Raw genomic sequence first — 13,780 nt, 5'->3', positions numbered from 1 at the left:
GCGTACATCTATGAAGAAAAAATTAATTCTGGCCGTCACCCTTTGCACTGCGCTGCTTGGCAATCCGGTCATGGCAGATGTTGTCAGTGATCCGGCACCGCAAAGCGATATTCAGGCCATGCTGAATGCCAATGAATATCGTCAGTTTTTCCGCGCTCAGGTACAGAAAGATTTGCAGCAGGCTGAGGCCACCGAAGGCAAGCTGGATATCAGTTTGCTGATGTCACCTTTGACCGATGAAGTTCTGGACCGGATCGCTACCGAAACGATTGGTAAATACTGGTCGGCAAAATACTCAAAGAAATATGTAGAGCAGCTGGCGACACCGGCAGGCAGGCTGACAGCAAAGTTTGATCAATACGCCATGAAAGGAACTGCGCAGACGGAGTTTCTGAAGCTGGCTCTGAAGGACAGAGCTGCAATAAACGATGTACAGCGCAGTTTGCCTTACAAGAGTCTGGAGAATGCGTTCAGACAGGGTACTCCTGAATTTGGTAGACAAGTTTCAGCTTATCTCCGTGAGAAAGATAATCAGCGCATACGCGATGGTTATAAATTCTTTCTTCAGTATCTGGAAGCGATGAATGCCCATGCTGATGGAAAGCTGGCTGAAGCACCGGAAATTCAGCCGCCGCTGAGTACTGGTCGCCAGAGGATAGATACGGAAAATCAGTTGCTGTACCAGTTCATTTTGAAACGGGATCAGTCTGACAGAGTTCTGTCCGCTAAACTGAATAACGGTAAACTGATTGACGAAATCCTGAGTCAGGCAGCGCTGGTCGATCCTGTCATGCTGGAAAAAAATCTGATCACCATTGCAGAAATTGAAGAAATGCGCGCAGCCAGTGCCACTAACTATGACAAACTACTGGAGACATATTTTGCGATTGATGGCGGGCAAACGATGACGGCGGCGGAACGACGTCAGCGCATTAAGCTTACCGATACGGCGGCCAGCCGTATGGTGACGACCTCACTGGAATTTGCAGAAGCTGAAAGCGCTTATTACGCATCAGTACGCCGGATACTGCTGGCTTGCCAGGCAGCCCAGGGAAAATTGAAACTGGAAAACGGTCAGCTTACCTTCAGTCAGCAAAAAGACCTTGCAGAGTTTGATGCCCGCCGTGCAGAGTTCCTGAAGGCGCTGGAAGTGATTAATGCACTGAATGACAGAGAACGTAAACGCCGAGAGCAGGCGATACAAAACCTGCGCGTAAAAATCTGATCTTACGTGAAAACAAGCGTGACAGTCGATAAAACGGGTGCTCAGCACCCGTTTTACATTTGGCATTCTTGCGCTTTAGTGTGTGCAAAGGTTTTATTTCAAGTCAGATCCGATTAGTAAGCAGAGCCATCTTTGTGTGTGAATTGCCACTGACCGCTGACAAACTGCGCCATCAGATCATCATCAGGATAGGTCACTTCATCACCCGCACTGCGATCACCAACTTCCAGAAAAATCAGTTCTGTTGTGCCGGTATTGCGAATTTGGTGCGCATTGCCCGTGCCCGATGGAAAACCAGCGCACATGCCTGGGCAGATGTTGGTTTCTCCTTCGTCTGTAACGATTACACCGCATCCGCTAAGCACATAAATGAATTCATCCTGACGCGTGTGTGCATGTCGCAATGCAGAGATGCCGCCGGGCACCAGCCGCGTCAGATTTACCCCGAAATTTTTTAATCCGAATAAATCGCCGAGTACATGTTTGGTCCGGCCTTCCATCTGCATTGCAAACGGTGCGGGATACAGGGATTTGACGGTACGTGCAGGAACGGCGGCGCTGTGTATTGCTACAGGTACCTGATCTTGGTTGCGCATTGTATTGAATTTGTTAATTGGTGACGGGCCAGCCGGGTGCTGACATCGTGATATTCCACTCTTTGATCTGATATTCTGCGACGCCCGCTTTGCAAAACGGATCATCGTGCAGCCAGAGACTGACTTCATCGCGATCACTGGCTTGCGCAAGAATGATACCGCCATCACGCGGTGTCCTTGCCCCAGACATCAGAAAATGTCCTGCATCGTAATGCGATTTCAGAAAAGCACGATGCGCATCCAGTGCTGCATCCACTTCCGGTAAAGGCCGTATATAGTCAACAAGAATCAGAAAGTATCGCAATTTGAATGTCACGCGGGTGGGGAGAGGGAAATATGCTGTATTGTATTTATGCTGAAGCCTGCTAACAGTTTCTTCAATCAGCCAGATGGCTTAATCAGCTATTTAATACAGCAGACGTCAGAATGAAAAAAGCCCCTGAATTTCAGGGGCTTTTGCAGGGAAGTATTACTTCGCTACTTTGGTTTTAGCAACGGCTTCTTTGATCACAGTCGATGCTTTAAAACGTACAGTATTCTTTGCAGGGATTTTGATCGCTTCGCCAGTAGACGGGTTACGGCCTTTACGGGCAGGACGTTTTGCGACCTGGAAAGTACCGATGTTTGGCAGTGCGATTTTGCCTTCTTTTTTTACGGTGGCAACAATCGTATCCAGGATTGTACCCACGATTTCATTCGCAGCTACTTTAGTCAGACCATGTTCCGCAACAATCGTTTCTACTAACAGGGATTTGCTCATGTTTTTCTCCAGAAAAAAGCAGTTTTACTGAGTGTATAGCGAGTTCTGCAGCGAGTGCAAGTCTTGTGTCGTGAAAAAACGCGTTCTGCTGCGGATTTTTTGACAGATACACGATCATAAGACCAGTTTGTTGCATTCCTTACGCCGGTAGTCCTGCCGGCACAGAAATTTATCCTGTCCGGACGATGATTTTCTTCAGGTTTCAGACCTACAGCAAGGCCGCAAGTTCCCGTAATTGCCGTATGCGCAAATACACTGGCAGCAGGCGCCAGACGACAATGCACAACAAGAACAGCATCACGAATGGCAGCAGGTTACGGTTGAACAGCATAGGAATCACCAGCGCCAGCAGCATCCCCGCGATAATTGACTGTGGTCCGAGCCATCCGGCGTTTTCTGTCATTCGTTCGGAAATATTGTTGGCAACCGGCGACATGCGCAGCAAGATGCGTTCGGTCTTGGATGCATTCTTTTTCAGATTCAGCCAGTCAGCAGACTGATGCGGCGCTTCACGAATTTCGGTCAGCAAACCAAACAGCCCATCGATTTCACGCTGCAGGTTAGCATCCGCCTCTTCAAAGAACAGCCAGGCTTTCGCAGCGGATTTCAGCGCCAGCACGGTGCCGTAGTAACGCTCCGATATGTCGCCAAGGCCGATGCTCGCTTCCTGGGCTTGCCAGGCTTCAGCCTGCTTTTGCTGCTCCACAGCCTTTTCCGCTTCGGGAATCAGTGCATCCATCACGAGTAATCCGGCGGCGGACATGCTGCTCAGATCGCCGAGTTCTTGCAGCCACGGGCAGTATGCAGCGAGGCCAGCGTAACTAGTTTGCAAACGCTTACGCAAGCGTTCGGCCCAGCGTGCATCGTATGCACAGGCCAGCAATTTTGCATGGGTATGCGGCAAGTCGGGGCCGACCGGAATGCTGTCGCTGAACATCAGCTTATCGACATTCACATAGCCAGCGGACGTACTGTGAATACGCTTCTGAATTTTTTCGCGGAAGCTGTGCCAGGTCTGAACAAATTCATCAGCGCTGCGGTACCAGCGCTGCGCCAGATCGGCAGAGGCGGCATCGCCTTGCTGTCCGTACAAATCGAGCACTTTATGGTGATACAGCGCGTGCAGCCAGCTTGCTGCATCTTTTTCACCTTTCAGTGACCGGTTTGCGTTCAGCAACACAGCGGACAATTCAACCGAGTCCCCGCGCCATACCGGTGGTAATCCCGGCGATAAATATAAAATCAGTTGCAGCAACTGAACATCAACCGATAACTGTCGGTCATGCCGGTTATCGAGCAGGATACGAACGGCATTATGATCTTTCTGCACGTCCCGGAACCACTGCAGCAATAAGCCGTTTGCCAGATCGTTGCTGGCCAGAGGCCAGTTTCTTGCCAGTGCAACGCCCAGTTGCTCCTTGGTATGGCAGATATCTGCACCAATGTGAAACGGTTCGCGGAATCCCGCTGTACCCGATGTCTCAACCGGTTCGGGCAGGGTAATATCATTCGCCAGCCAGCGCAGTATTTCTGCTGACGCCCAGCGTTTTGCCGGATCGCGCAGCAGCAGGCCGCGCAAGAGTTTTTTCCAGCTTTTATCGCTGACGCTGTTCAGGTCAATTTCACGGGTAGCCAGTTGATGCAGAATCACCGCTTCAGAAAACTGATTGAACGGATGCCGGCCGGTCAGTGCTTCTAGCAGTATCATCCCCAGCGCCCAGTAATCGGCTTTAGCGCTGATCACACCGGACAGTGTTTCCGGTGCAGCGTAATGCAGGGTACGGGCCGTGCCTGTCAGTTTTTGCGTTGCATCCAGTGCGGAAGCGATACCGAAATCGGTCAGGATTAAATCCAGCGGCTCTTTTGTACGGATCAGGATGTTTTCAGGTTTCAGATCACGGTGCAGCAGACCTGCCTGGTGCACGCTGCTGACAGCGCTGTCCAGCTCCAGCAAAATTGCCCGCAGCTGTACCGCGTCCGGTTTTTCCTGCTGAAGGTACTGGCGCAGAGAGCCGAGCTCGCAATACTCCATCAGTTCATACTGCCGGCCGGATAGTGTTCCGGTTTCCAGCACATGAACCCTGTGTTCTACCGGAACTTTTTCCAGTCGCTGTGCGATTTCGGTTTTGAGGCTGATGCCGTGGCGGTACAGCTTCAGGACGTAGCGCTGGTGGTCTGCGCCGCGCAACAGCAGTAAGTCCGCCTCACTGCCTGAGGCGGGTAAAGGTGCAATCAGTGTGTATTTATCCCTGAGGCCGGCAGGCAGATTCCATAAACCGCCGTGTATAGCGGTATCCTTACGCTCGTCTTCCTTGACAGGTGCTGACAATGGCCGGTTGCAATACAGGCAAAGCTCGGCATCAGAAGGGTTTTGCTGCGCACAGTCTTCGTGCGGACACTCAATCGTATCCGCAGACAGTTGATTTTTTTCCGGGGTAATGTCCGGTACGCTGCGGTCGGACGCTGCAGCCGACGGCGTTTGCGGGCGCACTGTCAGGTCGACACCGGTCAGCAGCATACCGCACTGGCAGCGCAGGGTGTCGTGGCTGTTTTCAGTGAAACAGCCGGGACAAACGCGTATGTAATCCTGAGTCAAACTTATCTCCAGCTTACCTGTTCAAAACGCAAACCCCGCGATTCTGCCAGCGACTCCAGCGCCTGCATATCGCCGCGTGCCGGAATACCAATGTACCAGATGTGTTTGCCATCGGTCATAGTCTGTATGCGTTTTTCCTGATTTTCTAACGGGCTATCCTGCCACGCAGCGTACTTTTGTTGCGCCAGTGGTGTCAGTATTACCAGCGGCTGATTGGCGGAACCGCGCCAGGCCAGTTCCGGTGGCTGCGCATCAATATAGGGTTCCGGTATCAGCGCATCGATTTTACTGAGCAGCTTACGGTATTTTCTCTGCAGAGTGGTCAGCGGGTAGCCGCTGTAGCACAGAATATCCATCGTGATACCGGCTTCCTCACGCCAGAAGTGAATTGCATCCAGTAAGGCATTCAGTGCTTCCGGCTGATCAAAAGGTTCTCCGCCGGAAATCGTGATGCCCTCGACACCATCCTTAGCCACGTCACGGCACCAGCTCATCAGCCTTGCGACAGTCATTTCATGTCCGGCATCGCTGGTCCACGTGTCCTGCGAAACGCAGCCTTTGCATTGTATGCGGCAGCCCTGCAGCCAGATCCCGATACGTTTTCCCGGGCCAAGTACCGTGACCGGATAGTGGGCTTTGTTGACGGCAATTTTCATGTTGCCTGCACGCTCAGGGAAATCACTTTATCCTGTTCCTGAATGCCGGTAATGATCAGCTTTTGTTTGCCTTCCAGATCGGTTTCAAACAAGGCGCGCGACAATGGATTAATCAGACAAGATTCCAGAGCATTACCGATACCGCGACCACCGTTGCTCAGGTCACGGGTGCAGCGCAACAAAAGTTCATCGCGTACTGCCTGCGGCATCGATAATTGCAGACGCAATTCTTCATGTAACCTGCGGGCGACATTCCGCAGCATGCCATCAAAAATCTGGGTGGCGACTTCGGCCTGAATAAAGTTAAACACTACGATGTTGTCGCCGATGCGGTTCAGCAGTTCCGGACGGGACAGGCGGAATTTGAAATAGTCGCTGATCGCATTGCGGACTTTGGATTCCACCATTTCATACGGATCACCGGGTTGCACATTTTGCTGACGATGGCCGTACTGATCTTCGGTAAATATACCGAGGTTGGAAGTAAATACCAGAATGGCTTCTGAAAAATATGCAGTATCGCCGCGGCCATCGGTCAGACGGCCATCTTCCAGAATTTGCAGAAATTTATCGAGAATACGCGGGTGTGCTTTTTCAATCTCGTCAAACAACACCACAGAAAAAGGCTTCTGGCGTACTGCATTAGTCAGTTCACCACCGGCATCAAAACCAACATAGCCCGGTGGTGCACCGAGCAGGCGTGCACTGGTGTGTTCTTCGGCGAATTCACTCATGTCAAAACGCAGATAGGCACGTTCGTCACCAAACACCAGCTGCGTCAGGGTTTTAGCCAGCTCGGTTTTACCGACACCGGTAGGCCCGGCAAAAAACAAAACACCGCGCGGACGGTTTGCACCGGAACGTGCATGGGCGCCGGTCAGTCCCATCGCAGAACGTTTCAGAATATCCAGTGTTTTGACAACGGCAGGTTTCTGGCCTTTGACGCGTTCTTCGATAAAGCCTTGCGCTTGCCGGATTTTGTCGCGCAGATAGTCTTTGCGCCACGGATTATCCAGTGCTCCGACTTTGTAGCAACGAACAGCATCGTCAATCGCATACATATCGAGTTGTTGCCGGTCTGCCAGTTCTGTAATGTCGGACAGGGCCGTCAGGCTCATGCCTTCGGTTCCCTCGGTGAAACCGCGTAAAAACTGCTCGCGGGCAGCCGGTGTTGCGCTGGAGAAACCGTTGAACAAAGGCGCCAGCAAACCTGCGGCGGCGCGACGGGTCTCGAAATCAGGTCTGGCGATTACCAGCGAAGCCACGCGTTCGCTGTCGAGCGTGAACCATGACGGTAAATCCTGCGCGCGGTTCAGTAGCCAGATCACCGGGTTGTACACAGGTTTGCCAACCGTGTTTTGCGGTACCAGCGGACTGGCCTGCAGCGAAATTTTTTCTGCCGCCACAAAAAAGCGGTGTTCTGCTTCGGTCAGTTGTTCATGGTGGCGTGCCAGACGTGAGGCGAAATCAACGATCAGCGCGCAGCGGGCTTCACGTTCCTGGCTGAGCTTGCGCATCAGCTTGCTCAGGCTTTCCAGACTGATCATTTGCAGTCCGTCGCACAGTTTTAAATCAAACAGACGTGTCGCCAGATCGCGTGCGGCAGGCTCGTCAGGATAGACGCGTAAGCCATCGGCAGGGTCAAAAATCAGTAAAAACTGAAATCCCTGCTGGCGCACCGATTCCCACAGACAGCGAGTCAGTGGCACCAGCGCATTTCCGGCAGCTACCGGTGAAATAAAGCTGTCGCGAATATTACCGGACAGCACAAACTGAGAACGTATCGGCAGCAGGCGTTGTAAGTCCTGCAACCAGCGCGGCGAGGAAATGGTCATTGCAATGGTCGTTGTCGGAGTTGTTGCTGTTGTACACGCTGTTCTTCTTCAAGGAACTGCGGCAGCTTCGATGCCAGTACCAGCTGTACCGGCAATTCACCGGCTTCCAGCCGGCGCGTGACTTGCAGTGATAATCCGCGTGCTTCCAGTGCTTTCAGTAAAGCAGGGAACTCGCTGCACCAGCGGTCTTCAGCAATGTGATCCATCACACTACGTTCATTCTCGCCTTCGGCAACGGCCCGGATGACATTGAAATTCGCCGTTTTCTGTTTAGGGTCTATGCGCAGGCGCACCATGTAAGCACCCCAGTCACTGCGACGGAAATGCACCACACCGCCTTCTACAAAAAGAGTTTCGCGGATTTCTTCGACCTGATAGCCAAGATCTTTCAGACTCTGTTCGATGATGATGGCCTGCGCTTCCTGCACCTGACGCTGCAATTCTGCATCCAGCAATTGCTGTACCTGCAGGCGCAATTCTGTTGCCAGCATGTCCGCATGCGGCCCCGGCAATGCCAGACTCAGTTGCTGCGCCAGTTGCTGTAAAGGTTCAGGAATATCGCCCAGATGTGCGATACGCTGCAATAAGCGCTCAGCGATGCGGCGCGGGATTTGCTGCTGTGCAGTGCTGGCCAGCGTAGTTTCTGTTCCTTCATGCAGTTGTTCGGCCCGCCTTGCCGCTTCTGCCAGCAGCACAGGCTTACATTGCTGATTCAGTGCCTGCAGTGCCTGTACATAAGTGGTCAGCGCCTCTGCATCTTCGGTTTCGGGGCGTACTGGGCGTGCGCAACCGATTTGTGCTTCACAACCTATCTGGTTTGCCAGTGCGATCAGTTCAGCGTAGTTATTTTCCGCCTGAAGTAAGGCTTGCTGTAACTGATGCTCGTAAGAAGTTGATTCATCGCTGAACGTGCTAATTCTGTTCTGCAGGGTCTCTTCGTTTTTGTCCGCTAACTGTTCTGCTGTCAGATGCGCATTCACGATGGCGGCTTGTGCGCGTATCAGTGCCGCACTCAGCAAAATACTGAGAGGATCAGACGAAAGGAATAAAGCTGTGGTTGGTCCGCTCATGATGTCTCACGGAAATTTTCTGTGTGCAGAAATATAACACGTGAAAGTATGGGCTGATACCCACCGGTCAGTCTGGCGGAAGCCTGTTGCGCGGGCGCAAAATGCGCTGGTGAAGGGTGTCAGCGCCGGCTGGATGGGGAGTCCGGCGCTGTCAACGGTGATTGCATGATGCGATCACCGTCCGAAATCGGGGATTACTTGATTTCTGTAATGAAGTTTTCTTTGCTGCGGCGGACTTTTTTCAGGTTCACCAGCCAGTCGTTTTCTGCTTCACGGTAGCCCAGTGGCAACAGAATAACGCTGCGCAAGCCTTTTTCACGCAGGCCCAGAATCTGGTCCACTGCATCCGGATCGAAACCTTCCATCGGCGTGGAATCAACCTGCTCTTCAGCCGCTGCAATCAGCGCGGTACCGAGGCCGATGTATGCCTGACGGGCAGCGTGCTGATAATTGGTTTCAGCATCACGTTTCGGGTAAGTGTTCAGCAACATATTGCGGTAGTTTTCCCAGCCTTCATTGCGGAAGCCGCGTTCTTCGTTGACCAGATCAAACATCATATTGATGCGTTCTTCGGTGTAGTTATCCCATGCTGCAAAAACCAGCAAGTGGGAACTATCCGTGATCTGACCCTGATTCCAGGCGACCGGTTTGATTTTTTCGCGCAGTTCTTTGTTGGTCACAACCAGTACTTCGTATTGCTGCAGGCCGCTGGAGGTCGCGGTCAGTCGGATGGCTTCCAGAATACGGTCTACTTTTTCTTGCGGAACCGCTTTAGACGGATCCATTTTTTTGGCGGCATAACGCCATTGCAATTTTTGAATCAGATCGCTCATAGCTCTTCTTTCAAAACAAGTCAGTGGGGAGAGATTTGTCTGACCGCGATATGCGGATTTCACTCAGGCAGGTGAAGCATAACAGGGTTTTAAAAAGTTTGCAGACGACCGGTCTAATCTGATGTCGAATGATTATTTTCGGGAGACTGATGGCAGGGCCTGACAGATTCCCGAGACAAAAAACCGCGTTCCGGCGGAAGAAATTGCCGGTCTTGCATGCGGTATTGTTACAATGCCGGAAATTCAGCATGAACCATGCTGCAAACAGCATTTCTTTTCCTTGATTCAACGCCGCTCTGCGGCTTTACCCGCGACTACGATGAAAAAACTTTCTCTTCTGGCCAGTGCCTTACTGGCGTCTGCTTACGCTTGCGCCGACGACACCAATACCAACGCCGATGTGCAGAAAGCGGATTCTGAAATCCGTTTTACTGCAGAGCGCATTACGCTGCCGGGCAATGAAGGCATGGGTATGCTGGGTGGTAATTACCTGATCAACATTAACAAGAACATTCAGTTCGGCCCGGCGGTATATGGTGCGGTGACCGGTAAACGTGGCGGTTTCTTTACCGGTGGCGCGGAATTGTCTGGTCGTTATGAAGTCATGCCAAAAGTGCTGGCGCAGGCGGGTGTGTATGTTGGCGGCGGTGGCGGTGGTGTTGCCATGGTGGGCGGCGGCCTGATGGTGCGTCCGCATGCAGATTTACTGTACAAATTTGACGGCGGCACCGCCGGTGTCAGCGTGTCGCAAGTGCGTTTCCCGAACGGCTTTATCAAGAGCAATCAGGTCGGTCTGGTGATGTCGCTGGACACGAATTTCCGTTACAGCCCGGTTTCTTCTATCGGCAAAATGCTGAACATTGATGATCGTGGCGGTATGGGTTTTGACCGTATCGCGGTGACTGCCGGTGCGTACAAACCAGCCAGCGGTGTTGCCGATCTGGGCGGCGTACCTTACACAGGGAAAATTGGTTACGCAGGCTTCCGCAGCGACCGTTTCATTTCTGAGCAAGTGTACTGGGGTATTGAAGCCGGTGCGGCAGCCAAAGGCGGTGCCGATGGTTACGCAGAAGTGCTGGGGACCGTTGGTGCAGAAACACCGGTGTTCGGTGACGTGAAAGTCGGTGCGCGCGCGGCGCTGGGTCTGGGCGGCGGCGGTAAGCTGACCGTTGGCGGCGGTAGCCTGGGTAAGGTTGCGGTGTACGCTAGTGCGCCACTGACCAAAGACGTATTCGTGGCGCTGGAAGGCGGCATGCTGCGCTTCCCTGACGGTCAGTTCAAAGCCAAGTTCGCTACCGTGCAACTCGGTGTGGAACTGGATACTCACCGCGAACGCGGCGAAGCGCGTACTGTGCGCGGCATGGAATGGGGTTTCTCCGGTGCTTACTATCCGAAAGCAAAACGCTATACCGGTACGGAAGAAGGCGTGAAACTGGTTGGTTTCAAAATCGACCGCGACATCACAGCAAACACCTATTTCAGCGCACAGGCACACAGTGCTTACGACGGTAAAGCCGGCGGTTTCTCGGTGGGTCTGGCAGGTCTGGGTGTGAAAACCGATATCCGTCCGAACAGCTTCTTTGCCACAGCAGAGGTGTTGTCCGGCGCAGCAGGTGGCGGCGGTATCAGCTCGAAAGGCGGCGCGATTGTGCAGGGCGTGGCTTACGCTGGTTATGATTTCAATTCCAAAGCCCGTCTGAAACTGGGTGTTGGCCGTGTGAAATCGCTGAAAGGTGAGTTCAACTCGAATATTTTCGACGTGACCCTGACCGTCCCGATCGGCGTTGCCAGCCGTTAATCAGCACGGACATAGCGATACATCTCAAAAAGGCCGGTTTTCCGGCCTTTTTTGCGTCAAATGCGGAGTTTTGCATAGCTGTTGCCTTGTCGTCGGCAGAAAGTCTGGTCTTCCGGAAAAGTGTGATGACGACTTCAGCATAATCTGGTGTACTTCCGTGGCGATATGAAAAAGGCCGGATTGCTCCGGCCTTGGTCTGCATCCTCAGGATCAGTAAATTAGCGCGAGCTGTCCTGCTGAGTACCGGTGTAGTACTTGACGCTGACGGCTTTCAGACTGCCATCGGATTGCGGAATGCCAGACACTTCCACTCGTGTTCCCGTTTTGATGGCAGCTTGCAATGCCGCCAGACCCGCTGCGCTGGTCAGGTCTTGCGGACTCAGGGTGACCTTATCATTACTGCGATCGACCTGATAAGCCAGTGTTGCACTGCCGCTGGCGGTACTGACCGTGATCGTTACCGGTTTCGTGCCACCCTGCGCGGTGACCGGGAAGGTATAGCTGCTGGCGGCGCCTGCTGTCAGCGTACCTGCTGCCGTGGTGCGCGGAATCGTGATTGGCATCAGCACGGCAAACGGTGCAGACCAGCCATTCGCATTGGCTTTATCTCCCCAGACGGCATAGGTTGATCCGGCTGCATAGTAGGTGGTGTTCGGCGTGCCGAAACTGATCGCCGCATTGTTCGCGCCGCCGGTTGCCGCAATAAATTGTTTGATCGCATCGGTGCTGCCACTGGTATAAGTGACCAGCGTCGGATAGCCGTAACTCCAGAATTTAAAGCCGGTAATGGCCGTTGCCGGATTCAGCGGATCGTTGCCGTTGGCGGTGGCGCTGTCGATGTAATTCAGTTTGGAGGTGTAATTGTCATTCGGCGTATTGAAGCGGTAACCGAGATTGAAACCCGTCGCTGTCACGCTGCTGATGCTGCCATTCATCGGTGCGGATTCAATATCCACGGTGCTCGCACGTAATGGCTTGGCAGTGGCATCCGCTGGTGTGACCTTCACTTTAAAACCACGCAGCAAATTACCGGCGGCGATAAAGGAGGTACCGGTGCCGATCGGCGTCGCATCCGAAGCCGCATTCGGATTACGGAAGAAGAATTTGGTGCTGGCATCGATCAGGATGTTGGTGGTGCTGCCATCCGCGTTATCCATCTGGAAGCTGCTGCCGTTACGACCATCGACATGGGTTACATGGCCTTCAGGGCTGACGAATACCTTGCTGAAGGATTTCGATGCATAAATGCGGGTGATGACAAAGCTGCCGTTTTGCTGGTAACGGGTAGCAATCCTGACGTATTCACCTGACTGCTGCAGCGCTGCCAGAATGGCTGCGTTGCTGAAGTCTTTGATCGTTGCGTTATTGGCGGGGGTATCCAGATCATAGAACAGCGTGCCGTTGGTCGTATCCAGTGTCGCCGTCATTGATTTTCCGGAATCGACCGGACCCCAGTTGCCATTCGTCAGCGTCGGGGTCTGCAGTTCAAACACAACGGAATTCAGCGAAGGCGCTACGCTGGTGACGCTGGCATATTTGTGGCTCAGCACCAGACGGGTCAGATCTGCGACGGGCTTGTGTTTCACCGGTCCGGAGAAATTAACTGACCAGATATTCGCACCACCGCCGGCCGGAACGTGACCAACGATAAATGCCGGATGATCGAGATCAAACTCCAGATTCAGCACGCCGCTGGAGCCGGTTGGCGTCGGGTTGGTGGCGGAGGTTGCCTGTGGTGCTGTGAATGGTTTTTCCAGCTTCAGGTTGGCTGTGACCGTTAAGTTACCGGTCGTACCGGTCGCATTCTGAATCACGATACGGGACGGATCAATCGTGGTATTCGGTTTTTCAGGGAAACCGGTTTCGGGATCGCTGGCAACGACCAGACCGACATCACCCGGATTGGCGCTGATCACGATGCTGGCGCTGGTGTAGGTGGTGCCGGATGTCAGATTCGCGGCATTCAGACTGCTGGCGATATTGTCCAGCTGAACCAGATTGCCGCTCCAAGGCGTGGTCAGCAGGTTGGCTGTTGTTTTGCCGGTGGAGTCAGTCAGCGTCAGCGACAGAATCTTGACATTAATCGCCGCCCAGTCTTCGGAGGAAGCATCGCTGACGACAATCGGCACGACCACCGGGGAATTGGTCGTGGCAGAAGGCGGCGTGGTCGGGTTATCCGTGCTGGCCGAGCCGCTGCCACCGCCGCCGCAGGCGCTGAGTAAGGCGAGCAGGGAAGTGCCGATCAGTAATTTGCTGTGCTTCATGTGAGTCTCCGTTGGCTGATTAAACAAACATTGCTGAAATCAGACTAACGAAGTAGCGCAGCTGCCTGTGTATCGAACTGTTAAATGACTTTGTTTTCTGCTATCGGAAATGCGGCAAAACGACGTTATTGCAGTGGTATTGCAACA

The 13,780-nt window shown here is 53.1% G+C and carries 12 protein-coding genes; 3 read left to right on the top strand and 9 right to left on the bottom strand.

The genetic code is table 11. From position 1 onward, the window contains the following. The first annotated feature begins 10 nt into the window (after positions 1-10). Positions 11-1,225: a hypothetical protein gene (locus tag IE092_RS05235; RefSeq protein WP_189355980.1), complete on the top strand. Its 1,215-nt coding sequence runs from the start codon at positions 11-13 to the stop codon at positions 1,223-1,225. A gap of 113 nt (positions 1,226-1,338) precedes the next feature. On the opposite strand, the gene IE092_RS05230 is transcribed toward IE092_RS05235, so the two are convergent. From IE092_RS05230 to IE092_RS05200, 7 genes are all read right to left on the bottom strand, one after another. Next, positions 1,339-1,821, bottom strand: coding sequence for a cupin domain-containing protein (locus tag IE092_RS05230; protein ID WP_189355979.1), 483 nt, complete (start codon positions 1,819-1,821; stop codon positions 1,339-1,341). Between the two features lie 13 nt (positions 1,822-1,834). Continuing rightward, a complete protein-coding gene (locus IE092_RS05225) occupies positions 1,835-2,125 on the bottom strand; it encodes a YciI family protein (protein ID WP_189355978.1) in 291 nt (96 codons plus the stop codon). Between the two features lie 165 nt (positions 2,126-2,290). After that, the gene (locus IE092_RS05220; RefSeq protein WP_189355977.1) at positions 2,291-2,581 is read right to left on the bottom strand and encodes an HU family DNA-binding protein; all 291 of its coding nucleotides are present in this window, start codon (positions 2,579-2,581) and stop codon (positions 2,291-2,293) included. A 208-nt stretch (positions 2,582-2,789) separates the two neighbouring features. Continuing rightward, positions 2,790-5,177 (bottom strand): serine/threonine-protein kinase, encoded by a 2,388-nt coding sequence (locus tag IE092_RS05215; RefSeq protein ID WP_189355976.1) that lies wholly within the window; start codon positions 5,175-5,177, stop codon positions 2,790-2,792. A gap of 2 nt (positions 5,178-5,179) precedes the next feature. Next, complete coding sequence (locus tag IE092_RS05210) at positions 5,180-5,833, bottom strand: 4Fe-4S single cluster domain-containing protein (RefSeq protein WP_189355975.1); 654 nt, start codon at positions 5,831-5,833, stop codon at positions 5,180-5,182. Continuing rightward, positions 5,830-7,668 carry an AAA family ATPase gene (locus IE092_RS05205; protein ID WP_189355974.1) on the bottom strand — a complete coding sequence of 613 codons (1,839 nt, stop codon included), beginning with the start codon at positions 7,666-7,668 and terminating at the stop codon, positions 5,830-5,832. The genes IE092_RS05210 and IE092_RS05205 overlap by 4 nt, the downstream gene beginning before the upstream one ends. Further along, positions 7,665-8,738, bottom strand: a complete 1,074-nt coding sequence (locus tag IE092_RS05200; RefSeq protein ID WP_189355973.1) for a hypothetical protein — start codon at positions 8,736-8,738, stop codon at positions 7,665-7,667. Before IE092_RS05200 ends, IE092_RS05205 begins: the two co-directional genes overlap by 4 nt. 40 nt (positions 8,739-8,778) lie before the next feature. Here IE092_RS05200 and IE092_RS18955 point away from each other — a divergent pair, with 40 nt between their 5' ends. Continuing rightward, on the top strand, positions 8,779-8,907 hold the full coding sequence (locus tag IE092_RS18955) for a hypothetical protein (RefSeq protein WP_268249268.1): 129 nt from the start codon (positions 8,779-8,781) through the stop codon (positions 8,905-8,907). 25 nt (positions 8,908-8,932) lie between these two features. On the opposite strand, the gene IE092_RS05195 is transcribed toward IE092_RS18955, so the two are convergent. Then, positions 8,933-9,571 carry an NAD(P)H-dependent oxidoreductase gene (locus IE092_RS05195; RefSeq protein WP_189355972.1) on the bottom strand — a complete coding sequence of 213 codons (639 nt, stop codon included), beginning with the start codon at positions 9,569-9,571 and terminating at the stop codon, positions 8,933-8,935. A 319-nt stretch (positions 9,572-9,890) separates the two neighbouring features. On the opposite strand from IE092_RS05195, the gene IE092_RS05190 reads away from it, so the two are divergent. Then, positions 9,891-11,369: a hypothetical protein gene (locus tag IE092_RS05190; protein WP_189355971.1), complete on the top strand. Its 1,479-nt coding sequence runs from the start codon at positions 9,891-9,893 to the stop codon at positions 11,367-11,369. 218 nt (positions 11,370-11,587) lie between these two features. Here the strand turns inward: IE092_RS05190 and IE092_RS05185 are convergent, their stop codons facing one another. After that, the gene (locus IE092_RS05185; protein ID WP_189355970.1) at positions 11,588-13,633 is read right to left on the bottom strand and encodes a hypothetical protein; all 2,046 of its coding nucleotides are present in this window, start codon (positions 13,631-13,633) and stop codon (positions 11,588-11,590) included. Between the last annotated feature and the right edge of the window lie 147 nt (positions 13,634-13,780).

It is taken from the genome of Cognatundibacterium squillarum (assembly GCF_014652435.1).
Classification (GTDB): domain Bacteria; phylum Pseudomonadota; class Gammaproteobacteria; order Burkholderiales; family Burkholderiaceae_D; genus Undibacterium; species Undibacterium squillarum.
Note: the sequence above shows the minus strand (reverse complement) of the source record. Positions and strands in the feature narration are given on the sequence as shown.

Bases quoted from the DNA above. Each gene is read 5' to 3' on its own strand.
- IE092_RS05220 (WP_189355977.1), bottom strand. From the start codon at position 2,581: ATGAGCAAATCCCTGTTAGTAGAAACGATTGTTGCGGAACATGGTCTG.
- IE092_RS05205 (WP_189355974.1), bottom strand. From the start codon at position 7,668: ATGACCATTTCCTCGCCGCGCTGGTTGCAGGACTTACAACGCCTGCTG.
- IE092_RS05190 (WP_189355971.1), top strand. From the start codon at position 9,891: ATGAAAAAACTTTCTCTTCTGGCCAGTGCCTTACTGGCGTCTGCTTAC.
- IE092_RS05230 (WP_189355979.1), bottom strand. From the start codon at position 1,821: ATGCGCAACCAAGATCAGGTACCTGTAGCAATACACAGCGCCGCCGTT.
- IE092_RS05185 (WP_189355970.1), bottom strand. From the start codon at position 13,633: ATGAAGCACAGCAAATTACTGATCGGCACTTCCCTGCTCGCCTTACTC.
- IE092_RS05200 (WP_189355973.1), bottom strand. From the start codon at position 8,738: ATGAGCGGACCAACCACAGCTTTATTCCTTTCGTCTGATCCTCTCAGT.
- IE092_RS05195 (WP_189355972.1), bottom strand. From the start codon at position 9,571: ATGAGCGATCTGATTCAAAAATTGCAATGGCGTTATGCCGCCAAAAAA.
- IE092_RS05235 (WP_189355980.1), top strand. From the start codon at position 11: ATGAAGAAAAAATTAATTCTGGCCGTCACCCTTTGCACTGCGCTGCTT.
- IE092_RS05210 (WP_189355975.1), bottom strand. From the start codon at position 5,833: ATGAAAATTGCCGTCAACAAAGCCCACTATCCGGTCACGGTACTTGGC.